Origin of the sequence: uncultured Algibacter sp. (genome assembly GCF_947487575.1) — a bacterium.
GTDB lineage: Bacteria > Bacteroidota > Bacteroidia > Flavobacteriales > Flavobacteriaceae > Algibacter_B.
In genome coordinates, this window is record NZ_CANKXG010000010.1 from 58,454 (window position 1) to 82,710 (window position 24,257).

The 24,257-nt window shown below is 32.9% G+C and carries 21 protein-coding genes; 9 read left to right on the plus strand and 12 right to left on the minus strand.

Annotation, left to right across the window (positions count from 1 at the left end; genetic code table 11):
• Positions 1-9 precede the first annotated feature (9 nt).
• The 7 genes from metG (at position 10) to Q0870_RS12365 (ending at position 7,526) form a co-directional block, all read left to right on the plus strand.
• Entirely contained in the window at positions 10-2,070 is a 2,061-nt protein-coding gene (metG, locus tag Q0870_RS12335) for a methionine--tRNA ligase (protein WP_298555818.1), read from the plus strand.
• A gap of 121 nt (positions 2,071-2,191) precedes the next feature.
• On the plus strand, positions 2,192-3,034 hold the full coding sequence (locus Q0870_RS12340) for a helix-turn-helix domain-containing protein (protein WP_298555819.1): 843 nt from the start codon (positions 2,192-2,194) through the stop codon (positions 3,032-3,034).
• A gap of 91 nt (positions 3,035-3,125) precedes the next feature.
• The gene (locus Q0870_RS12345) at positions 3,126-3,302 is read left to right on the plus strand and encodes a hypothetical protein (RefSeq protein ID WP_298555820.1); all 177 of its coding nucleotides are present in this window, start codon (positions 3,126-3,128) and stop codon (positions 3,300-3,302) included.
• Between the two features lie 122 nt (positions 3,303-3,424).
• Complete coding sequence (locus tag Q0870_RS12350; protein ID WP_298555821.1) at positions 3,425-3,973, plus strand: carboxymuconolactone decarboxylase family protein; 549 nt, start codon at positions 3,425-3,427, stop codon at positions 3,971-3,973.
• Positions 3,974-4,034: 61 nt separating this feature from the next.
• Positions 4,035-4,415 carry a cupredoxin domain-containing protein gene (locus tag Q0870_RS12355; protein ID WP_298555822.1) on the plus strand — a complete coding sequence of 127 codons (381 nt, stop codon included), beginning with the start codon at positions 4,035-4,037 and terminating at the stop codon, positions 4,413-4,415.
• A 121-nt stretch (positions 4,416-4,536) separates the two neighbouring features.
• A complete protein-coding gene (locus Q0870_RS12360) occupies positions 4,537-5,055 on the plus strand; it encodes a ferritin (protein ID WP_298555823.1) in 519 nt (172 codons plus the stop codon).
• Between the two features lie 353 nt (positions 5,056-5,408).
• Positions 5,409-7,526 carry a Tex family protein gene (locus tag Q0870_RS12365; RefSeq protein ID WP_298555824.1) on the plus strand — a complete coding sequence of 706 codons (2,118 nt, stop codon included), beginning with the start codon at positions 5,409-5,411 and terminating at the stop codon, positions 7,524-7,526.
• Positions 7,527-7,581: 55 nt separating this feature from the next.
• On the opposite strand, the gene Q0870_RS12370 is transcribed toward Q0870_RS12365, so the two are convergent.
• The 4 genes from Q0870_RS12370 to Q0870_RS12385 all read right to left on the minus strand — a co-directional run bounded on the left by Q0870_RS12370 (position 7,582) and on the right by Q0870_RS12385 (position 10,486).
• Complete coding sequence (locus tag Q0870_RS12370; RefSeq protein WP_298555825.1) at positions 7,582-8,406, minus strand: inositol monophosphatase family protein; 825 nt, start codon at positions 8,404-8,406, stop codon at positions 7,582-7,584.
• The gene (locus Q0870_RS12375) at positions 8,406-9,356 is read right to left on the minus strand and encodes a phosphotransferase (RefSeq protein ID WP_298555826.1); all 951 of its coding nucleotides are present in this window, start codon (positions 9,354-9,356) and stop codon (positions 8,406-8,408) included. The genes Q0870_RS12370 and Q0870_RS12375 overlap by 1 nt, the downstream gene beginning before the upstream one ends.
• Positions 9,357-9,541: 185 nt before the next feature.
• Positions 9,542-9,973 carry a TerB family tellurite resistance protein gene (locus Q0870_RS12380; RefSeq protein ID WP_298555827.1) on the minus strand — a complete coding sequence of 144 codons (432 nt, stop codon included), beginning with the start codon at positions 9,971-9,973 and terminating at the stop codon, positions 9,542-9,544.
• A 216-nt stretch (positions 9,974-10,189) separates the two neighbouring features.
• A complete protein-coding gene (locus Q0870_RS12385; protein ID WP_298555828.1) occupies positions 10,190-10,486 on the minus strand; it encodes a putative quinol monooxygenase in 297 nt (98 codons plus the stop codon).
• 112 nt (positions 10,487-10,598) lie between these two features.
• Here Q0870_RS12385 and mfd point away from each other — a divergent pair, with 112 nt between their 5' ends.
• Both mfd and Q0870_RS12395 read left to right on the plus strand, forming a co-directional pair.
• Entirely contained in the window at positions 10,599-13,958 is a 3,360-nt protein-coding gene (gene mfd / locus Q0870_RS12390) for a transcription-repair coupling factor (RefSeq protein WP_298555829.1), read from the plus strand.
• Between the two features lie 34 nt (positions 13,959-13,992).
• On the plus strand, positions 13,993-15,321 hold the full coding sequence (locus Q0870_RS12395; protein ID WP_298555830.1) for a thioredoxin-like domain-containing protein: 1,329 nt from the start codon (positions 13,993-13,995) through the stop codon (positions 15,319-15,321).
• A 7-nt stretch (positions 15,322-15,328) separates the two neighbouring features.
• On the opposite strand, the gene Q0870_RS12400 is transcribed toward Q0870_RS12395, so the two are convergent.
• From Q0870_RS12400 to Q0870_RS12435, 8 genes are all read right to left on the minus strand, one after another.
• Positions 15,329-15,688 carry a YraN family protein gene (locus tag Q0870_RS12400; protein WP_298555831.1) on the minus strand — a complete coding sequence of 120 codons (360 nt, stop codon included), beginning with the start codon at positions 15,686-15,688 and terminating at the stop codon, positions 15,329-15,331.
• A 62-nt stretch (positions 15,689-15,750) separates the two neighbouring features.
• A complete protein-coding gene (locus Q0870_RS12405) occupies positions 15,751-16,965 on the minus strand; it encodes a hypothetical protein (RefSeq protein WP_298555832.1) in 1,215 nt (404 codons plus the stop codon).
• Between the two features lie 44 nt (positions 16,966-17,009).
• On the minus strand, positions 17,010-18,170 hold the full coding sequence (locus tag Q0870_RS12410) for a metal ABC transporter permease (RefSeq protein ID WP_298555833.1): 1,161 nt from the start codon (positions 18,168-18,170) through the stop codon (positions 17,010-17,012).
• A complete protein-coding gene (locus tag Q0870_RS12415; RefSeq protein ID WP_298555890.1) occupies positions 18,163-19,290 on the minus strand; it encodes a metal ABC transporter permease in 1,128 nt (375 codons plus the stop codon). Before Q0870_RS12415 ends, Q0870_RS12410 begins: the two co-directional genes overlap by 8 nt.
• A gap of 4 nt (positions 19,291-19,294) precedes the next feature.
• Complete coding sequence (locus Q0870_RS12420; protein WP_298555834.1) at positions 19,295-19,834, minus strand: isochorismatase family protein; 540 nt, start codon at positions 19,832-19,834, stop codon at positions 19,295-19,297.
• Entirely contained in the window at positions 19,831-20,610 is a 780-nt protein-coding gene (locus Q0870_RS12425; RefSeq protein ID WP_298555835.1) for a metal ABC transporter ATP-binding protein, read from the minus strand. The genes Q0870_RS12420 and Q0870_RS12425 overlap by 4 nt, the downstream gene beginning before the upstream one ends.
• Before the next feature lie 382 nt (positions 20,611-20,992).
• On the minus strand, positions 20,993-21,898 hold the full coding sequence (locus tag Q0870_RS12430; protein ID WP_298555836.1) for a zinc ABC transporter substrate-binding protein: 906 nt from the start codon (positions 21,896-21,898) through the stop codon (positions 20,993-20,995).
• 29 nt (positions 21,899-21,927) lie between these two features.
• Complete coding sequence (locus tag Q0870_RS12435) at positions 21,928-24,174, minus strand: TonB-dependent receptor (RefSeq protein WP_298555837.1); 2,247 nt, start codon at positions 24,172-24,174, stop codon at positions 21,928-21,930.
• Positions 24,175-24,257 lie beyond the last annotated feature (83 nt).

A 24,257-nucleotide genomic window follows, 5' to 3' on the forward strand; every position in this document is an offset into this window, starting at 1 on the left:
GATATTATAATGCCGAAAAGATATACAATTACCACTGCACTGCCTTATACAAATGGGCCAATTCATATTGGACACTTAGCAGGGGTTTACGTGCCAGCAGATATTTATGCACGTTATTTGCGTTTAACAGGACATGATGTGGCGTTTATTGGAGGGAGTGACGAACATGGCGTGCCTATTACGATTAAGGCTAAGAATGAAGGGGTGTCTCCTCAAGATATTGTAGATAAATACCATGCGATTATTAAAAAATCGTTTGAAGATTTTGGTATTACTTATGATAATTATTCGCGCACATCAGCACCAATTCATCATGAAACTGCATCGGAATTTTTTAAAACTTTAGATGAAAAAGGGGAATTTATAGAAGAAACTTCAGAGCAGTTGTACGATGCTGAAGCAAATCAGTTTTTAGCAGACCGCTTTGTAGTAGGAACTTGTCCTAAATGTGGTAATGAAGAAAGTTATGGCGACCAATGTGAAAACTGCGGAACCAGCCATAATGCAACCGATTTAATAAATCCAAAATCTGCAATAACGGGAAATGTACCGACTTTAAAACAAACAAAGCACTGGTTTTTACCTTTAGATAAGCACGAAGCGTTTTTAAAAGAGTGGATTTTAGAAGGGCATAAAAAAGATTGGAAACCTAATGTTTACGGTCAAGTAAAATCGTGGATTGATGATGGTTTACGTCCAAGAGCAGTAACCAGAGATTTAGATTGGGGAATTCCAGTTCCAGCTGAAGGTGGCGAAGGCAAAGTACTTTACGTTTGGTTTGATGCGCCTATTGGCTATATTTCTTCTACCAAAGAATGGGCAGCACGTGAAGGAAAAGATTGGGAACCGTATTGGAAAGATAAAAACACTAAGTTGGTTCATTTTATTGGAAAGGATAATATCGTTTTTCACTGTATCATTTTTCCATCGATGTTAAAAGCGGAAGGTTCTTATATTTTACCAGAAAACGTGCCTGCTAATGAGTTTTTAAATTTAGAAGGCAATAAGCTATCAACCTCTAAAAATTGGGCGGTTTGGTTACCTGAATATTTAGAAGATTTTCCAGGGCAACAAGATGTATTACGTTATGTGTTAAATGCGAATGCACCAGAAACAAAGGATAACGACTTTACATGGAAAGATTTTCAAGCTAGAAATAACAATGAGTTGGTAGCGATTTTCGGAAACTTTATAAACCGTGTGGTAGTTTTAACCAATAAATATTATGAAGGTGTTGTTCCAGAACCTTCAGATTTTAATGCTGTAGATGAAGAAACGCTTGCCGCTATAAAAGCTTATCCAGATGTGATTGCGAGTTCTATTGAGCGTTACCGTTTTAGAGAAGCGGGGCAAGAACTTATGAATCTAGCGCGACTTGGAAATAAATATTTAGCCGATGCTGAACCATGGAAAATGATTAAAGTAGATGAAGACCGTACAAAAACCATTATGTATGTAGCACTTCAAATAGCATCTGCTTTAGCAACTTTAAGTGAGCCGTTTTTACCATTTACATCAACTAAATTAAAAGGCATCTTAAATCTCGGGTCAAGCGCAGTCGAAACGTCTTGGAATGAAGTAAGCACAAAACAAACGTTATTACCAGCAGGACACCAAATCGGTAAAGCAGAATTATTATTCTCTAAAATTGAAGACGAAACGATTCAAAAACAACTCGATAAATTAGAAGCTAGTAAAAAGGCAAACGAAATAGCTAATGCTACTGTAGAGCCTGAAAAAGAAACGATTACGTTTGAAGATTTTACCAAACTAGATATCCGAGTAGGAACTATTCTTGAAGCTGAAAAAATGCCAAAAACCAAAAAGTTGTTAAAACTAAAAGTGGATACCGGCATTGATACAAGAACCATTGTTTCTGGTATTGCTGAAAGTTTTTCTGCGGAAGAAGTGGTTGGTAAAAAAGTTACTGTTTTAGTAAATCTTGCGCCTAGAGCTTTACGAGGTGTTGAAAGTCAGGGTATGATTTTAATGACGGAGACTCCCGATGGTAAATTAGTGTTTGTTAATCCTGATGATGCTGAGGTTGGGAATGGGTTGCAGGTAAGTTAGAAAGAAAAATAATTTGCAATTAAAGAACAAGCTAGTCTTTATACTCAAATATCCCCATGTTCTTAGAGAGGAATTAACATTAATTTTGTAATGTTTTGGTAATAGAACTGACTAAACCTAAATGCAAAAAACATTCACAGAATTTTCTACCAACGCCATTCTTAAAATAGGAGATGAAGCACTTCTAGAATCCTACAAAATAGCAAAACAACCCGATTTATATACTTTTATAAGAACAGCTAATTCTAAAGCTGAAATTGTAGTAGATAGTATTCCTTATACCATTGAGCCTAATAGTATTTTAGCATTAACCACAGTACAATATTTTCAATTTCTTTCAGGGAAAGATTTAGTGGTGTATCAATTCAATAGAGAGTTTTATTGTATTAAAGACCACGACCAAGAAGTAAGTTGTGCTGGTTTGTTGTTCTTTGGAAATGTGCATTTTCCCATTATCGAATTGGATTCTAAAGAAAATAGAAAATTAAATATCCTTCACGAAGTTTTTTTAGATGAACTAGAAACTGAGGATACCATTCAAGCCGAAATGTTACGTATGCTTATGGCGCGTTTCATTATAATAAGTACACGTTTACTAAAGGCAAAAGAAGGTTTTGTAGAAACAACTAAAAACACTAAAATTGATTTGCTTCGTGAGTTTAATATGTTAGTAGAATCGTTCTTTAAAACCGAGCATAGTGTGTCATTTTATGCTGATAAGCTTTTTAAATCGCCAAAAACATTATCAAATACTTTTTCAAAATTAAATACAAGTCCACTGCAAATTATTCATGAGCGCGTAGTGCTTGAAGCTAAACGCTTATTAATCTATACCGATAAAACTGCTAAAGAAATTGCATACGAAGTTGGTTTTGAAGATGCCTCACATTTAAGTCGATTATTCAAAAAACATACTACATTATCTCCTTCAGACTTTAAAAAACAGCTTAAAAAATCCTATTAGGGAAAAATTGACAAGTCAAAAGGCAATTCTATCATTTTACCACCTGCTCTTTTAATTCATCTTTGTACAGAACAATTAAAACAACAAAGTCATGAATTTAAAACACGTATCTATTTTCAATTTAATTGAAATATTCAAAGGAAAAAGAAAAGAAGTATTAAATACTATATCTCCAAAAACGCATTGCGAGCAAAATCATATTTCAGATTTCTATTGTGATGCTGAAAGACCACATGTTATTTCTGATAGAATAGGCTTAAACCAATAAAGGAAAAATTGACAAGCTAAAAGGAATAAACTACATGGTGTAAACTTTATAACGGTTGCACCTTTGTACCAAGAATTATAAACAGTAAAATTCAAATAAAAAACAATTTAAAAATAAAAATTATGAGCACATTTAATGTACCAACAAGAGACCAAGTAAGCGAAAATAATCAAGCTATTTTCGATAATTTAAACAAAGCTTTAGGGTTTGTACCAAATTTATATGCAACCTACGCTAATAGCGATACAGCTTTAGAAAACTATTTAAATTTTGCGAATGCAAAAACATCTTTATCAGCTAAAGAAAAAGAAGTTGTAAACTTAGCTGTAAGTGAGGTAAACAACTGTATTTATTGTCTATCTGCACATACTGCCATTGGAAAAATGAATGGTTTTTCTGAAGAACAAATTTTGGAGTTAAGAGCAGGAGAAGCTTCTTTTGATAACGAATTAGATGCTTTAGCAAGGTTAGCTAGAAACATCACAGAAAACAGAGGAAGAACAGATGCAGATGTGTTAGAAAACTTCTTCAAGGCTGGATATACAAAAGGAAATTTAATAGATACCATTTCTTTAGTAGGCGATAAAACCATTTCAAATTACGTACACAGTACAACACAAGTCCCAGTAGATTTTCCAGTAGTACAGCCATTAGCTGAAGTTGCAGTATAATATTAATAAACACAAATAAATAATCAATAATCAGAGCAAAAGCTCAAAATAATTTAAAACAATGAAAAAAGTAATAGTAATTTTAGTAGTAGTATTAGCATTTGCATTCAACTCAAATGCACAGGATGCCATGGCATCGGTAAAAACAATTTCTTTAGAGCAAACTAAAGGAGAGTTTGTTCAAAAAGCATTAACTGTCAGTGAAGGTACTTATGTATTTGAAGTAGCAAATAATCATGCAGCAGAAAAAGTTGGTTTAGTTTTAGTAAAAAAAGGAGATGATGCCAGCAATCCAGAAAACCATATTAAAACAGCTTACGTAACCCAAGTTGTTAAAGATGGAGAAACACAAAAAACAAATGCAACAACTTTAGCAAAAGGAGAATATGTGTATTTCTGCCCATTAAATCCAACACCACAATATACCCTTACAGTACAGTAGTTTATAGTAAGGATTATCTAATAAATCATTAAAGGCTATTCTAATATTAGAATAGCTTTTTTTATGGATATAATTAAGAATAGAACAGGTAAATTTTTAACTTTACATAAAACTAAATATTATGTTATCAAAAAATATTCAAGAGGCGCTAAATAATCAAATAAGAGTTGAAGCAGAATCATCTCAAATCTACTTAGCTATGGCATGTTGGGCTGAGGTAAAAGGTTTGGAAGGTGTGGCAAATTTCATGTATGCACAAAGCGATGAAGAACGCGAACACATGTTGAAACTTGTTAAGTTTGTTAACGAGCGAGGTGGACATGCAAAAATCTCACAATTGAAAGCCCCAAATGTAACTTTTAACTCTTTTAAAGAAATGTTTGAAAAGCTTTTTGATCATGAGGTATTTGTATCTCAGAGTATTAATGAGTTAGTTCATATATCTCTTCAGGAAAAAGATTATGCAACACATAACTTTTTACAATGGTATGTTGCTGAACAAATAGAAGAAGAGGCTGTAGCGCGTACCATTTTAGATAAAATAAATATGATAGGTGATGACAAAGGTGGTTTGTACTTATTCGATAGAGATATTGAAAATTTAACAGTAACTACGGCAGCAATTAATACTCCTGAGTAATTTTAACAATTAAGCTTATTTAGATTTAATAAAAATAACTTATTTTTACCAAAGGTTTGAATATTTCATTCTACTATGGGTAAAAAGAAGAAAAAAAATAGAATTAATAAATTACGAAAGTTAGGGATAGAGCTCCCTGAAAAAGTAAAAACGAGTTGCTGTAAAAAATTTAAAAAGGGTGAGAATAAGCGTTGTAAAAAGTGCCCTTGTTTTGATTTGATTAAGAAAGTGGCTTAAGCTTTATTAAAAATAAAAATCCAAACCTGTCAGGTTTTCAAAACCTGACAGGTTTTTTTGGTTAAAAAACCTTCAAAATTAATTAGTTTTGAATAAAATTTAGAGCTTCAATCAACATGATAAAGTATATAATTCAACATACAAAACTCCCTGAACAATCTGTAAAAAACACAATTGAATTATTGAATGAAGACTGTACTATTCCTTTTATTTCGCGTTATAGAAAAGAGCGTACAGGGAATTTAGATGAGGTTCAAATAGCTGATATTGTAAAGTATAAAGAACAGTTTGAAGCTTTAGAAAAGCGAAAAAAAGCCATTTTAAAAGCTTTAGAAGAACAAGATGTTTTAACTTCAGAATTAAAACAAAAAATTGAGTCGACTCAAGATGTAACAGCCCTTGAAGATATCTACTTACCCTATAAAAAAAGCAGAAAAACTAAAGCTGAAAAAGCGAGACAAAACGGTTTAGAACCTTTGGCGAAAATTATCATGTCTCAAAATGCAAACGATTTAGAATCTATTGCGTTTAAATATGTAAAAGGAGACGTGCTCTCTTTTGAAGATGCTTTAGAAGGCGCAAGGCATATTATTGCAGAATGGATAAACGAACGTACCGATATTCGAAATAATATCCGTCGACAATTGGAGCGTTTTGCGATGATTTCTACAAAAGTGATAAAAACAAAAGCTGAAGAAGAGAACGCGCAAAAATTTAGAGATTATTTTGATTGGGAAGAAAACCTGAGCAGAATACCATCACACCGTTTGTTAGCTATTTTAAGAGCTGAAAAAGAAGGGTTTATTCGTGTAAAAATTGAAATTGATAATGATAGAGCGCTAGATAATATTGAAAGACGTATCATAAAAAGTAATAACGCTTGCGCGGAACAAATTGAAATTGCTACTAAAGATGCTTACAAACGCTTATTGTTGCCATCGTTAAGCAATGAAGCATTACAAATAGCAAAAGATAAAGCTGATGAATCTGCCATAAGTGTATTCGCTAAAAACTTAAAGCAATTATTATTAGGTTCGCCTTTGGGTGAAAAACGCGTTTTAGCTATAGACCCCGGATTTAGAACAGGTTGTAAAGTAGTTTGTTTAGATGCTCAAGGGCAATTAAAATATAACGAAACTATTTATCCACATCCGCCAAAAAGTGATAGTATCGGCGCAATGAAAAAAATAAGTTCACTTTGTGATGCCTATAAAATTGAAGCTATCGCCATTGGAAACGGAACCGCATCCAGAGAAACCGAAGCTTTAATTAGAAAAGTACATTTTAAAAATGATGTACAGGTTTTTGTGGTAAGTGAAGCGGGTGCTAGTATTTATTCGGCATCTAAAATAGCTAGAGAAGAATTTCCAGATTATGATGTTACAGTTCGTGGCTCGGTATCTATTGGTCGCCGATTACAAGACCCGTTGGCTGAACTCGTAAAAATTGATGCTAAGTCTATAGGTGTTGGACAATATCAGCATGATGTCGACCAAACTAAACTTCAAAAACAATTGGATGTTGTGGTTGAAAATTGCGTAAATGCTGTTGGCGTAAATATTAATACGGCAAGTAAATCGCTTTTGAGTTATGTATCTGGTATTGGTCCCAAACTTGCAGAAAATATTTTTAATTATAGAAATGAAAATGGTGTTTTTAAAAGTAGAAGCGACATAAAAAAAGTACCCCGTTTAGGCGGAAAAGCTTTTGAACAAGGTGCCGCTTTTTTAAGAATTAAAGATGCTAAAAACCCGTTGGATGATTCTGCGGTTCACCCAGAAAGTTACTCGATTGTAACTAAAATGGCAAAAGACTTAGGGAAATCAGTAGAAGATTTAATTGGAAATAAAGACCTACTTCAAAAATTAAACTTGAAAACGTATTGTACGGATTCGGTAGGTTTATTAACCCTAGAAGACATTATTAAAGAACTAGAAAAACCAGGTTTAGATATTCGTGAGCAAGCCAAAGTATTTACTTTCAATCAAAATATAAAAACGATTAATGATTTGCGAGAAGGACAATTACTTCCAGGAATCGTCAATAATATTACCAATTTTGGTTGTTTTGTAGATGTAGGTATTAAAGAAAGTGGATTAATTCATGTCTCTAACCTATCAGACAGTTTTGTAAAAGATGTGAACGAACACGTGCATTTACATCAGCAAATTATAGTAAAAGTTTTGGAGGTTGATATTCCGCGAAAGCGTATTCAGTTAAAATTGCATAAATAAAGTGATTTTTCATTCCTACGAAGGCAGTAATGTATTATAAGCATTGGATTTAATTTTATAATATGAAGTTGTTATAATAAACGCCCTTCTCATTCATAAACGTGCCATCCTTTTTATTTAAATCTAATGGTTCGCCATTAAAATCTGTTGCAAGTAAACCGAGTTCGGTGTATATACAAGCTGTAGCTGCATAATCCCAAATACTACCGCCACCTAATTCTTTTTTTGGAAATTTCAAAAAACATGCAGGTCCGTTTTCTAAAACTGAAATGGCACACATTACAGCTCCTTTTCCAGATATTTCTTTAATGTTTTTTAATCCTAAATTAGCTTGATGTCTGTTAAGTATCTTTTGTATTTCGGTAGACTTTGGTGTGTCTTTTAGTTTTTTATCGGTTAGGTAAGTTAGGTAGTCATTAGTGTTTTTAATGTTCCAAGGATTGTTGTTTTTATAAGCACCGTTGCTCTTTATTGCATGATATAATGTTTGGGTGCTTGGGTTAAACACAACACCAATTAAAGGCGTTCCGTCTTTAGCAGTTAAGGCAATAGATACAGAAAACCCGGGTTGTTTGTTAATAAAAGCTAATGTGCCATCTAAAGGGTCTATACACCAAAAGGCATCTTTTTCAAATCTGCTTTTATCATCTTCTGTTTCTTCGGATAATAAACCAATATCAAAAGTTTTGCATGTTGGTTTTAAATGTGATAAAATAATAGTTTCACATGCTCTATCTACTTTGGTTACTACTTGAGAGGCATAAGTAGAACCACCTTCTTTTTGCTCAACTACAACATCGGTATTCATGTGTTTTTGAATAATATTTCCAGCAGAAAGCGCTGCCTCAATGGCTATGTTTGTTAAATGTTGTAAGTCCACTATTGTAGATTTTTAATGACTTCAGTTGTTATACGTTCGCTATAACTGTTAATTTTCCAATGGCCGGGGCTCCAGCCTTTTAAAAACCGATGAAAATCTGCCCAAGCTACATGGTATAATGGTCGCCAGTCATTTTCAAGGGCTTCATTTATTGCACCAAGCGCTTTGTGTAAATGCGAAAAATAGGTATCTAATATTTGAGATTCTAAGCGTTCGCAATCACTTTCATTGAGGCAACTTCCAATAAAATAGACCACATCTTTCATTCCACAACCGCCACCTACATATTGAAAATCTACACCAGCTACTTCTCCGTTTTCAGAAAAACAAAAGTTTGCCAATTTTGCATCGCCATGCACAAATGTTTTAAAGTTGCAGTTATTCAGTTTTTTATCAATTGCAGCCGCAGCGTTTTTTAAGGTTTTATCTTCTAAAACATCTAGTTCTTGCGGTCTGGTTTCTAAATGCCAATAGGTGCCAACGTCCCATAGTCCGTTAGGTGTTTTTCCCAAAAAACTTGCATGAAATTGTGCCAACCATTCTAAGCAACTGTCTATATCTTCCCATTCCACGTTTTGCTTTCGTAATGGAAAACCTGCTTTATCTAAATCTTCAAGAACTATTAATGTTTCATCATGTTTGTTTTCAATAGCAAAACATTTTGGTAAGCGTGCCATACCGTGTTTGCTATATTGCCTATACCAATTGGTTTCTACCTCATAAGATTTTAGTTTTCTTTGGTGCCCAATATCTGTATGCCATCCTCTTGGGTGATTATGACTTTTAGGTAATTGCACATGTTTTACAACTACACTTTCTAAATCGGAATTTTCTAATGCAACTCGAATAATTTTACCATAACCACTCCATAATTCTTGAATGATTTCTTTTTCAACTAAGGAAGATGCGCCAGTGTTCTGTAAAATAACAGATTTAAAATAATCGTTCATAAGGTGCCAAATATAGAAAATATCAATTCAAGTGTAGTTCCTTTGGTAAGTCATTTCGGGCTACTTAATAGCTTTAATAACCTATATTTTTTATTTATCAGCGTTAATATTTAAGACTTTTGATAAATAAAAAAGCACCCAATTTCTTAAGTGCTTTTAGAATTATATAAATTTAAAATAGTTTCTTATCTATTCATATTCTTTATTTCATCCATAAAAGTGTCCAAATCCACACCGTTATTAACTAGTGTTAAGGCTTTGTCAATTATATATTTTACGTTTACTGCATGAAAACCAAGTCCAACTCCAATTTTCTTTAAAAGTAACATTTCAGGGTCACCCTTAATCGTGTCAACATGAATCATACGCACTAAATCATATAAACGTTCTAAACGGTTATCATAAGAAACAGGTGGATTTATTGGTTGGGAATTAAAATTCTTTAAAATAGCCTTATAATCTCCTTCACTAATCTCCAATCTTTGTGCTAAACGGTCTAAAAACGTTTGCTCTTCTGGAGTAATAACTCCATCAGCCATAGCTACTCTTACTATCGCTGCAAAATGACTTTCATTTCGCCTTTTAAAACCACTATCAAATAAATCTGAAAACGACATATATTTTTCTTTTTTTAGTGCTACAAACCTACATATTTTTTTTAAGATTTTAAGCTGAAAGTTTTAATTTTTTGAGCGTTACCCAAGGGTCAGGCTTTCGGCAGTCGCTTTTTTGTGTTGCATAGGTGCAACAACACAAAAAGAGCTTCAACAAATGCCTCAATCCTTAACGCAAGTGCAGCATTCAAAATTAAACACTAAGGTTTTATTTAAAGTTCAACCCATTCTAGTCATTTCATTTAAAGTAAATTCTTCAACAGCGCCATCAGTAGCTTTCACGTATTCAGCTAAATGAGTATTTTCCATATGTTGCTGCCATAAGGCTCTACTTTCCCAGTTTTCATAAAATAGAAATAAATTTTTGTTGGCATTATCTTGGTGTAAATCATAATTAACACAGCCTTTTTCAGCTTTTGTAATGTCAATAAGTTTTAATAATTCACTTTTCACTAAATCTCTATGTTCATCTTTAGCCAAAATTTTAGCTACGATTGTTAATGGTTTATTTGTCATAATTTTAAATTCAGTTTTACAAAACTAATTTAGAGAAACATTTATGAATTCTTAACTAAACAATAAAAGAATAATCCGAAACCTTATATTTGCATTCGTAAAACAGAATTAGGTGAGTAAAACGAGTATCTCTCAAACCTATTTACAGGCTTTGCAAACGCAAAATCTGCAAAATACTATTGCACAAACTGAAGCAAAAACACATGTAAAAGGCCTTGTAGGCTCTTCGTTTTCCTTTGTAATTTCTACCTTGTTTAAAGCAGCTGAAAAGCCTTTTTTACTAGTTTTTAACGATAAAGAAGAAGCTGCACATTATCTTAATGATTTAGAACAATTGTTAAATGATAAAGATGTGTTATTCTATCCAGGAAGTTACAGAAGACCTTACGAAATAGAAGAAACCGATAATGCAAACGTATTATTACGTGCCGAGGTTTTAAACCGCATAAACTCTCAAAAAAAGCCAGCAATTATTGTTACATATCCGGATGCCCTTTTTGAGCAAGTAGTTACCAGAAAAGAGCTAGAACGTCACACACTAAAAGTTGGTGTCAATGATAAGGTTTCGATTGATTTCGTAAACGAAGTTTTGTTCGAATACCAATTCAAACGAGTAGATTTTGTAACCGAACCTGGTGAGTTTTCAGTGCGTGGAGGTATAGTAGATGTGTTTTCATTTTCGCATGACCAACCTTACCGAATTGAGTTTTTTGGCGATGAGGTAGATAGCATCAGAACGTTCGATGTGGAAACACAACTATCTATCGAGCAGATTAAAAAAATCAATATTATCCCCAATGTTGCCAATAAATTATTACAAGAAAGCCGACAAAGTTTCTTAAAATATATTGCCCAAAAAACGGTAGTGTGTTTAAAAAATGCTGATTTACTATTTTCAAGAATTGATGATTTTTATAATAAAGCCGAATACGCTTTCAAAGCACTTTCAGAAGATATAAAACATGCCGAGCCGCATGAGTTGTTTTGTGATGCAACATTGTTAAAAAAGCAATTACTCGACTTTTCAATTGTCGAGTTTGGAACACAAAGTGTCTTTTGTCATTCAGAGCAAAGCGAAGAATCTCAAACAATAACATTCAATACAACCCCTCAACCCGCATTCAACAAACAATTCAACCTGTTAATTGAAGATTTAAATGGCAACCATAATAAAGGTTATACCAATTATATTTCCTGTGTAAGCGAACAACAAGCCAAACGATTTCACGATATTTTTGATGACTCAAATTTAGAAGTAGCACCATATAACACGATTATTTTATCCTTACATCAAGGGTTTATAGACCACGATAGTAAAATAGTGTGCTATACCGACCATCAAATCTTTGAGCGTTATCATAAGTTTCATCTTAAAAATGGTTATGCTAAAAAGCAAGCCATTACCTTAAAAGAGTTGACCAATTTAGATATTGGTGACTATGTAACGCATATCGACCATGGCATTGGGCGTTTTGGTGGACTTCAGAAAATAGACGTAGAAGGTAAAAAACAAGAAGCCATAAAATTGGTTTACGGAGAGCGGGATGTACTGTATTTAAGTATTCATTCGCTTCATAAAATTACTAAGTTTAATGGAAAAGATGGCAAGCCACCAAAAGTTTATAAACTTGGAAGTAAAGCATGGAAAACGCTTAAAGAGAAAACAAAATCTCGTGTTAAGCATGTTGCTTTCAATCTTATAAAACTCTATGCTAAACGTAAAACCGAAAAAGGCTATCAGTACAATCCAGATAGTTACATGCAACACGAGTTGGAAGCCTCATTTATTTACGAGGACACACCCGATCAAAGTACAGCAACTGCAGATATTAAAGTAGACATGGAAAGCGAACGCCCTATGGATAGACTTATTTGTGGCGATGTAGGTTTCGGTAAAACCGAAGTAGCTATTCGTGCGGCATTCAAGGCTGTAGATAATGGAAAACAAGTAGCAGTCTTAGTTCCAACCACTATTTTGGCATATCAACATTCCAGAACATTTAAGGAACGTTTAAAAGATTTCCCGGTAACTGTAGATTATGTTAACCGATTTAGAACAGCCAAAGAAAAACGTGAAACTTTAGAGGGTTTAGAACAAGGTAAGGTCGATATCATAATTGGTACACATCAACTCGTCAATAAAAAGGTAAAGTTTAAAGATTTAGGATTGCTGATTGTTGATGAAGAGCAAAAATTCGGCGTAGCAGTAAAAGAAAAACTCAAGACTATAAAAGATAATGTAGATGTATTAACCTTAACCGCAACTCCAATCCCAAGGACATTACAGTTTAGTTTAATGGCAGCGCGAGATTTATCGGTAATAACCACGCCTCCGCCAAACCGATACCCTATTGAAAGTAACGTTATTCGTTTTAGCGAAGAAACTATTCGTGATGCTGTGAGTTACGAGATTCAACGTGGCGGTCAAATATTCTTCATACATAATCGTATTGAGAATATTAAGGAAGTAGCAGGCATGCTCCAGCGTTTAGTGCCTGATGCTAAAATCGGCATTGGTCATGGGCAAATGGAAGGAAAAAAACTAGAACAGCTTATGCTTCAGTTTATGGATGGCGCTTTTGATGTTTTGGTAAGTACAACCATTGTAGAAAGCGGATTGGATGTGCCAAATGCAAACACCATTTTTATAAATAATGCCAATAATTTTGGCTTGAGCGATTTACATCAAATGCGTGGTCGCGTTGGGAGAAGCAATAAGAAAGCTTTCTGCTATTTTATTACGCCAGAATACTCAGCAATGACTGATGATGCTAGAAAACGTATTACAGCTTTAGAACAATTTACAGAACTAGGTAGTGGTTTTAATATTGCGATGAAGGATTTAGAGATCCGCGGCGCAGGGGATTTATTAGGAGGAGAACAAAGTGGATTTATTAATGAAATAGGTTTCGATACCTATCAAAAAATTTTAAATGAAGCGATTGAAGAACTCAAGGAAAATGAGTTTAAGGATTTGTATAATGAAGATGAAGCCAACAAAGTGTATGTTAAAGATGTGACCATTGATTCTGATTTTGAACTCTTATTCCCAGATAGTTACGTAAATAATATAGCAGAACGATTAAGTTTATATACACAATTAAACAGCTTGAAAACCGAAGAAGAATTATATACTTTTGAAACAGAACTAATTGACCGTTTTGGAGAATTACCAAAACAAGTGACCGATTTGTTAAATAGTGTCCAAATAAAGTGGTTAGCCACTAAAATTGGTTTTGAAAAAATCATAATGAAACAAGGAAAGCTAATCGGTTATTTTATTAACGACCAGCAAAGTAGTTTTTACCAGAGCCCAAGTTTTACTAAAGTGCTGCAATTTGTACAAAAAAATTCAAGTATTTGTAAGATGAAGGAAAAACAAACTCGAAATGGTTTACGTTTAATGCTAACATTTGAAAACATAAAAACTGTAAAACAAGCTTTAGCGGTATTAAAACCTATTGTGGCTTGATTATTGATTTTTAATTAAAGAATAAATTAAATAAATGAAACGCTTATTTTTCACTGTACTTTTGCTTCCTAGTTTGCTTTTAGCACAACATACAATAAAAGGCACTTTTTCTCCAGCGAAAGAGTACAATTTTGCATTATTATATAAAGTGAATCCTACCATGTCGGACTATGTTACAAATGCTGAAATTGGAGAGGATGGGAGTTTCGAATTTAAATTAGATTCAACCAATACAAAGGGCACGTATCGTTTAGTATACGCTGTGCCCCAAGAAGATTATAATTTTGATATTATTTATAACGGCAAAGAAGATATTGAACTAGTATTTAATTCGGAAACGGGTGTAGAATTTAAAAAATCTAATGAAAATAAATTATTGGCATCTTATACCAATAGTATGTCTATGGTAACCCAAAGTATTGGTAATTATTTTAGTCAAGAAAGTAAAGATACCATGGCTTTGAAAGCTATTTTTAAAACACAGAAAGAAACACAAGAAAGTTTTGAGAAATTAGCTAAAAACACAAGAGCACTAGCTTTTATAAAAGCCAATAAGCCCTATATTCCAAAAAAGATTGTAGATGTAAATACCTATATCAATTATTTAAAAAAGCATTATTTTGATTATGTTGATTTTAATGATTCTATACTTCAAAGTTCTAATTTTTTAGAGGAGCGTATGCTTAATTATGTTTTTGGAATGTCTTCAGGTTCTAAGGATGAATTAGAAAATTATAAAGAAAACATTGATGTGGTTTATAGCCAGATGAAAATGGCTCCAGAAGAGGTTCAGCGTATTTTATTATTCGATTTATGGCAACAGATGGCCGATTTAAAACATGAGTCTGTGTCAAATTATATTGCCGAGAATTACTTAATGGATGTGGCAGTTAATCTTAACGACCAAGAACTTTTACAGTCATTAATATTGTATCAAAACCTTTCAAAAGGGACTGTTGCCCCCGATTTTGATGTTGAAATAAAAGAAAAAGACAAAGTAATAACAAAGAAGTTAACCGAATTAAAAGGTGCTGAAAATTATGTTATTGTTTTTTGGAGTAGCACATGTTCACATTGTTTGGATGAGGTACCGCAGTTACAAAAGTTTGTAAATTCTTTAGAAGAAAACAAAGTACAAGTTGTAGCTATTGGTTTAGAAGATGAACCATATGGCTGGAAAAATTTAACCTATGACTACCCAGAATTTATTCATGTTTATGGGGAGGGAAAATGGGATAATGAAATAGGAGATGCATACGGTGTTACTTCTACACCAACCTATTTTGTGTTAGACAAAGACAAGAAAATCGTTGTAAAACCTTTGGACTTTGATGTGTTGAAGGAGTACTTTGAAACGAAATAATATGCCATTAGAAGTGATAAAAAGCATTTTCTAAATGCTCGATATTAAAACCTTTACCTTCTTTTACAATAGCTATAATATCAAAGCGCACTTCAACATTTAAATCGTTTACTGTTACATATTCATCAACAGCTTTAACTAAGCGTTGAATCTGTTTTGGTTTTACAAAATCTTGTGGGTCTCCAAAATCGGTAGTCGAGCGTGTTTTTACTTCAACAATAGCAAGAATATCTCCTTTTTGAGCTATAATATCAACTTCTGCTTTTTCGAAACGGTAGTTTCGTTCTACAATTTCATAGTTGTTTTTCAGAAGAAAATCTACTGCTAATTGTTCACCTTTTTTACCTAGCTCGTTGTGTTGTGCCATTTTACAATATTATGATTTTTTGTCCTTCAGAAGGAGGGACGGCATTGTTGATTGTATTAACGTTATTCGATATGCGTTACTTCTAGTCCATAAAAAGAGTTTCCTTTTTCAACTATGCGATTGAAATGTGGGATTGAATAATCCCAGATATGGATTATTGGTGTTTCAATCTTTATTTCAGTAAGTTCTTCTCGATTTAGTTCACTTAAGATTTTATTGAATTTTATTTTTGATTTTTCTTCTCTTACTTCTTGATATACTGAATTGATTATGGCGTTCATTTCTAAGAAACTAAAATAATTAGATTCTAAATCATAAAGGTTTAAAAGGGTGTTATTATCTTCAATCCAAGGTTTGATAAGGTTTTTCAAATGATTAGTTTCAACAATCGTATCATTAAAATAAATGGTATTATTTTTTAATAGGATTAATTTTATGTTTGGTTTTTCATTGTTTAAATCTGAATAATATAATAGAGGCGGTGGAGGTGGTGTCTGATATTTATTAGCTGAAGTATTACTGTGATAATTGTCATTTTCTCTAAATGGAGGAAGTCTTTTTGTTAACTTTTCATATTTGTAATACAAACCAAGTGAATCATTATATTTCAACAGGATATTATTAATAAGACATATTTTTAGTTGATTGATTTTCTTATGTTCGAAAAATATGTCTTCAATGTATTTCATTGGAGTTGACTTATCTGCAAATAAATAGGTTGAATAGAAGGGGATTAATTCATGCCTTTCAGAAGCTCTTTCGTTATTTATGAATGCAGGTAAATCGTTTATTTCAGCATATTTATCATTCAACTGTAAACTGAATTTATTATTGTCCGTACGTTTTCCAAATAATATATAATACCTTGAATCTTTATAATTTAGATTATCGAATTTAAAGTAATCTGAATTTAGTTTAGGTACCTCAATTTCGGTTATAGGTTTGTCATATAACCAGTTATATATACTATCATTATTATCTCTTACATAAAACGAATTGTGTAATAAAAGAGTGTCTTTAATGATATTAGTTTTGATAGCCCAGTTATTGAATAAAAACTGATTGTTTTCAATTTTTAAAGAAAACTTATGTGAATGATTAAAACTCCAATAATTAAATTTAATAGAATTATTTTCAATATGAAAATGGGATGGAGTTTCTTGTTCATTGTTATTTGATTGGAATATATCAAGTGACCATTTGCCGTTATATTTTTCTTTGTTGTCACAAGAAATAAGACAGAAAATTAAAATAAAAAAGAGAAGAATACTTTTCATAATGGCTAGTGTTTAAGATTATAGCCACAATAAAGATACTAAAGTTACCCCCTAAACAAAAAGAAATCGTCTTTCATGTGTTCAATTTTACCGTCTTCATTGGTAATAATATAATCAATAGCTTGAGACGTGAAATCTTCACCTTTTTCAGTTAATGATACAATGTTTTTATTAAATTGAATCATATTGTTTTTTAAAGCTAAATCTAAAACGGTTTTTGAACGTACTTTTTGCCAATTAATGTGTTCGTTGAGGTGGTTTACATGACGTTCACGTTCTTCGGTATGGTTTTTTAAATGAAGCAAAAACGTTAATAGTGAGACTTCTGTACGTTGTTGTTTTTCACGATACATAACAGCAATAACGCCTTTATTTGGCGCAAATAAATACACGCTTAAGAACAATAATCCTAACATAGTTGTGATTGATCCAGCAATGGAAGCATCCAACCAATGAGCTAACCAATACCCAGAAATAGCACTAAATATTCCAAAACTTATGGAATATATAAGCATGCGTTTTAAATCATTAGTTAATAAATAGGCTGTTGCAGCAGGTGCAATCATTAAGGCGACTACCAAAATAGCACCAACAGCATCAAAAGCACCCACGGTGGTTATGGATGACACAGACATTAGTCCGTAATGAATAACTGTAGGCGAAAATCCTAAAGATGCAGCTAAACCAGCATCAAAGGTGCTTACTTTTAATTCTTTAAAGAATGCTATTAATAAACCTACGGTAATAATTAAAATACTTCCAATAATCCATAATGATTTTGGTCCTACATCAATGCCCGAAATGATAAGTCTATCAAAAGGTGCAAACGCTAATTCGCCTAATAAAACAGCATCAACATCTAAATGAACATCATTAGCATTTTTGGCTATCATAATCACTCCAATACTAAATAGAATTGGGAACACCAGTCCAATGGCGGTATCTTCTTTTACTAAGCCTGTTTTTTGAATATATTCTACTAAAACAACTGTAATAATTCCTGTAATTGCAGCCAAAAAAATAAGTAAAGGAGAATTTAAATCCTGAGTGATAAAAAAGCCAATAACAATACCGGGTAAAATAGAATGGCTAATGGCATCACTAATCATCGCCATTTTTCTGAGCACCAAAAACGTCCCCGGAATAGCACAAGCTATAGCAACCAAACTCGCAATAAGCTGTATTTCTATTTGTGCATTACTCATTGTTTTCGTTTTGTTGGTTGTACAAATTGGATGCGGTTTTAAAGCCTTCATCAGTTAAACTCCACATGGCACCATCTAGTTTTACATAATTTTTTTGAACTAATTTTTGCAAAGTTGTTTTTGTATAACCTTGAAAATTATTTAAGATTTTAATGGCATGAGGATGTGATATGTTTTCGTGAGTTTCTGCAATATGAAACATAAACGAAAGTGTTTTTTGCAGTTTTAAATCACGGCGGTTTTTTATAAAACGGATTTGTTTAAACAATAAACCGCGACTTGGGGAAAAAATAAAAGAAAAAATAACAAAAACACCTGCAACAATAACAATGACTGGCCCTGTAGATAAATTATTTTGACTGGCACTTATTGCTGTGCCAAAAACGCCTGAAAATGCCCCAAAAATAGCTGCTAAAAAGACCATAACAGATAAGCTATTTGTCCATTGTCTTGCCGCTGCTGCCGGTGCTAATAACATGGCACTCATTAAAACTACGCCTACAGTTTGTAAACCTAAAACAATGGCTAATACAATAAATGATGTGATTAAAATATCAATAAACTTGGTATTGAAACCTAGTGTTTTGGTATAATCTGCATCAAAAAGCAGAATTTTAAATTCTTTCCAAAATAAAAGCAATACAAATAAACAAGCTCCTGTTACGATGGCCATCATCCAAACATCACTTTCTACTAATGTTGCTGCTTGTCCGAATAAATATTTATCCAATCCTGCTTGATTAGCATTGGGTTGTTTTTGAATGAATGTGAGTAATAACATACCAAATCCAAAAAATAAGGATAGAATTAAACCTAAAGCGGTATCTGATTTTAAATGGGTTTTTTTAATGATACCTCTAATCCAAAAGGTGCCTATGAGTCCGCTAACCAACGCACCTAATAACAATACATTACTGTTTTTTGCTCCAGTAATTAAAAAGGCAATAGCTATTCCGGGTAATGCTGCATGAGAAATGGCATCACCCAAAAGGCTTTGTTTTCTTAATACAGCGAAACTACCTAGCATACCCGTTACTGCACCTAGTATGGCAGTTCCTAAAGTAATGGTTCTTAGGGTGTAGTCTGTAAAAACTAGTTTTATGTATTCTGATATATCGATATTATTAAAGTTTATTAATTATCTCATCGGTTGTTTTAACTTCTACCTTGCCTTTTGTGGGAATCATATTTTTCCAAACCCAATTATAGTGGTCAATTACTTCTTTAGCTTTTAAAGAAGGTCTTTCGCCTGTTGTGTGTCCATCTTTTACAACTGTAATGTTGTAGTCTTTAGTTAATGCTGATTGTACTGTAGATTCAACACAGAAATCTGTTGCACAACCCGTAATTATTAATTCCGATACTTGTAATTTATTTAGTTTTGATTGCAGTTTTGATTTGTAAAAAACATCATTAGCATATTTATCAATTAGAATATCGTTTTGTTTTACCATTAAATCATTTAAGTTTTCCCATTCAATAGATTCTTTTTCAAATTCTCCAGTTCCAGTTCCATCATGTTGAATATAGATTACAGGTAAGTTTTTAGCGCGAAATACGGCAGCAATTTTATTTATTCTTTGGATTATACCATTTGTGTCATATCTCGGAGTCTTAGATGTAAAAGACCCTTTTTGCATATCGATTACCAAAAGTGCTTTCATTCCTGTATACTTACTTTATAGTTAATACCATAAGTCTTTGTTAAGTTATCATCATTAAAAATATCTTTAACAGGGCCAGTAGCAATCTTTTTCACGTTTAGAAAGGTTACCCAATCAAAATATTCTGGAACGGTTTGTAAATCGTGGTGTACTACGATTACTGTTTTTCCTGCTTTGCGCAACTCTTTTAAAATATTGATTATGGCGATTTCGGTTGTGGCATCTACACCTTGAAAAGGCTCATCCATAAAATAAATAGAAGCGTTTTGAACCAAAGCTCTAGCTAAGAAAATGCGTTGTTGTTGTCCGCCTGAGAGCTGACTTATTTGTCGGTTTTTAAAGGGTAACATGCCAACTTTTTCAAGTGCTTCAAGAGCTGCTTTTTTTTCTTTTTGCCCAGGGCGTTTTATCCAGCCTAAACTTCCGTAAGTGCCCATTTTTACAACGTCTAAGGCTGTAGTTGGGAAATCCCAATCTACACTTCCTTTTTGTGGTACGTATGCTACTATTTGGCGCTGTTTTTCGTAGGGTTTGCCAAAAATTTCTACGCTTCCGGCAATAGGATTTAAAATACCTAAAATAGATTTGATTAATGTTGATTTACCTGCGCCATTAGGTCCTACAATAGCCATAAGGACGCCTTCTGGAATTTCTAAATCGATATCCCAGAGTACGGGTTTATAGTTATAGGCTACAGTTAAATCGTCTACTTTTACGGCAATAGCACCTATGGAGTCAGGTGTCTCTTTTTGTTTATTATTTGTGTTTTTTGCCATATTGACTTTTATTTTATTTGTTCATTTTGCGTTGATACAAAACGAACCAAAAAATCATATCAATCTGATGAAATTGCTAAAGCACCATTCGCTTTCGAAACTTCATGCTTGATGCTGCGCATCGCAGTTTTGTTTCTTCGCTCATTATTTCTGCAGATTGATGATTCCGATTGTATCGGAATTTGGGTGTTGACTTTCTATTTATTTCTTTGTTTAATCAAATTTACTTTTAATTTTCTTAACTCTTAATTATCAAATTCATTCCAGGTTCGTTGAACGAGAACTTACTATAGCTGATAATCTAGCCCTGATAGAAGCGGCATCCTTTTTTGTTTTTCTCAAAAAAGATACAGCGGATAGCAGGAAATAGCTTCAAATAATTTTACTTTAAAGCATTTACAATGGTATTCACATTGTATTCGAACATACCTATGTATGTGCCTTCGATAGTTCCTGCATTTCCAAGCGCATCAGAATATAATGAGCCACCTATGATGACGTTGTGGCCTTTTGAATTTACAGCCGCCTGCAACGCTTCTATGGTACGTTTTGGTACTGAACTTTCTATAAAAATAGCTTTTACTTTCTTTTCTATGATAAAAGCAGATAGTTTTTGAACATCTTGAACGCCTGCTTCGGTTGCTGTTGAAAGGCCTTGCAGACCAACAACTTCAAAATTGAATGCTTTTCCGAAATAGTTAAAGGCATCGTGTGCTGTTACTAATATGCGTTGTTCTTTTGGGAGTGTTTCTATGGTTGCTGTTAATTTTGTTTTTAAGCTTTCTAGTTGTTTTGTATAGGCTGCTCCATTGGCTTCGAAAACGGCTTTGTGTTCTGGAATGGCTTCTGAAAGTTTTTTGGTTACAAACTGTGTGGCTTGCATCCAATAATCAATATTGAACCAAATATGTGGATCGTAATTTGATGCGAAATAGTCAGAGCCTATTAGTGTGTTTTTGTCTAAAGCATCTCCAATGGCAATGGTTTTTATGTTTTTCATTTTTTCGAAAACTTCAACCAATTTGCCTTCTAGATGTAGACCATTATAAAAAATAATATCTGCGCTTGATAGCTTGGTTACATCGCCTTCGCTAGCTTTATATAAATGCGGGTCTACACCACTTCCCATTAACCCTTGTAAATTGATGTGTTCGCTACCAATGTTTTTTACCAAATCGGTTATCATTGAGGTTGTGGTAACTATGTTAAGTTTTCCGTTGGTTTGTTTTTCGTTTTTGCAACTAAAAATTGCTATTGCAATAGTAAATATTAGTATTATCTTTTTCATGTTTAATTAATTACTCATAAAGGTTAAATTTAGTTTAAAGTATATCTTAAACCAAAAAATAATCGTCTTCCTTGGTTTGGTGCGTAAACATACGATGGGTCGAATGTTAAAGCATAAGGGTTATTTGCTGTTGCCACAACATCTCCATTAGTATCAAATTGTACATTTTTATCAAATGGGTCATTAGAGCGAGCAATTATAAATGGGTTTCCTTCATTTGGCGTCCAATTTAGTACATTTTTTACGCCACCATAAAATTCTAAATTTGCTTTGGTAGCGTAAGTTAATTGTATGTTTTGAATACTCCATGTTGGTGAATACTCGCTACGAGGATCTAAATTACCAAGTGTTGGCAGTCGCATTGGACCATAAATATTTCCTGTGTAATCTAACGTTAAGTTGGTAGGGAAATGTTTGTATGAAAGTGACCAAACACCTGTAAAACGTTCGGTTAATATTTGTCTGGTTTTTACACCGTTTTCTTCTTGAGATACATCTTGAAAAGTGACGCCTATTGATGCTTTTAATCCGCTATTAATTATAGCGTCAATATTTAAGCTTAGTCCTTTGGTTATTGAATTTCCATCTAAATTACTATAAATAATCTGATTAGGATTAGTGTCGTAATCTGGTATAATGGCATTTGTAAAATAGGTATACCAGGCAGAAGCATCAAAAGTAAAGATCTGTCCGCCTTTAGTATAAAATTTCTTTAAATAATTAAGATTGATATTATAGGATTGCTCAGGGTTTAATTCGCCTTTGATGATTACATCTCTAGACCCCGTAAGGGCAGCATGCTCTTCAGTAAATAAATTAACAACTCTAAATCCTGTACCTGCATTTAGTCTTATAATGTCATGCTCTGTAGGTTTGTATCTGTAAGCAATTCTGGGCGTAAAGATAGACCCATGCCTATTGTCGTAATCATATCGAGCTCCTAAAAGCACATGGTTTTTATCTGATAGTTTTATTTCATCTTGAATAAAAAGAGAAGGGATGGTAATCTCATCTGGATTAATAGTGGCAGTTGTATTATCATTATAATAATTGTAGCGTGCAGCCAAGCCTAGAAGTAAATCGTGTTTTTTTAAGGATTTATCCCATATAAGTTGCCCAAAACCTATGCGTTGTTGCGCTAAGTAAGGAATGTTTCCATAAACTGAGTTCTGATCATGATCTGAATATGAAAATTGAAAATTAATTTTTTCTGAAATTGGTAATTGGTAATTTCCAATCAACTCATAACGCGATGTATAGATGCTTTCTCCATACACTTCATCTCCTCCTCTAAAGGTTTTGTTCCATTGCATTTCTCCGCCCCATCTATCTTCATAAAAAAAACGACCAGCCATTGAAAATAATCGATTATTTTTACGTTTAAAGTTCCATTTTTGGAATACAGAAATACGATCTTGTAAGGTTACATCTGTAAAATTATCATTGTTATTGTCAATAGCATTTGAGTATTTGTAATAATTTGCACCAACTAAAACATCTGCTTTTTTACCAACCCGAGATTTAAAACCTAAATCGAAATTAGATTCTCCCCAACCACTTATAAAATTATCTGAGAAAAATATTGGAGCGTTTTCTGGTAATTTGGTAATAATATTGATTAATCCTCCTACGGCTTCACTGCCATAAAGCGATGAGGCAGGGCCTTTAACAACTTCTACTTGTTCAATTAAAGAATTTGGTATTCCCGATAAACCATAAACTGTAGATAAACCACTAACTATTGGCATTCCGTCTATTAATACCAATGTATAAGGGCCTTCAAGACCATTAATATGAATGTCTCCTGTATTGCAAACATTACAGTTTAGTTGAGGTCTTACTCCATTAACATTTTGTAAGGCTTCAAAAATATTTGGAGTTGGGTTCTTTTTGAAAAAAGCAGGAGAGTATACTTCTACAGGAACAGGGCTTTCAAGTCTAGAGACAGCTTTTAGAGTTCCTGTAATAATAACTTCTTCGAGTAATTCTGATTCGGATAAATCAAAATTAATCATCAAATCTTTAGAACTTATTTTAATAGTTTTCTTTTGAGTTTGATACCCAGTAAAGGAAGCTATAATTGTATAAGTTCCTGGTTTTATATTTGTAATTTTAAATTTACCATTGTTATTAGATACTGCTCCTTTATTCTCCCCTTTTACATAAATGTTTACAAAAGGTAAAACATCATTGTTTGAAGTTATTATTCCCGTTATGTTTTGGGCACCTGAAGAGAAACTTGTTAAGCTAATAAATAATAATATAAAATACTTCACTTGTTTTATTTTTTGCAAATATAAATATATTTTTAGATTAATCTAAAAATATATTTTAATCTTATAATTATTCTATATTTGTA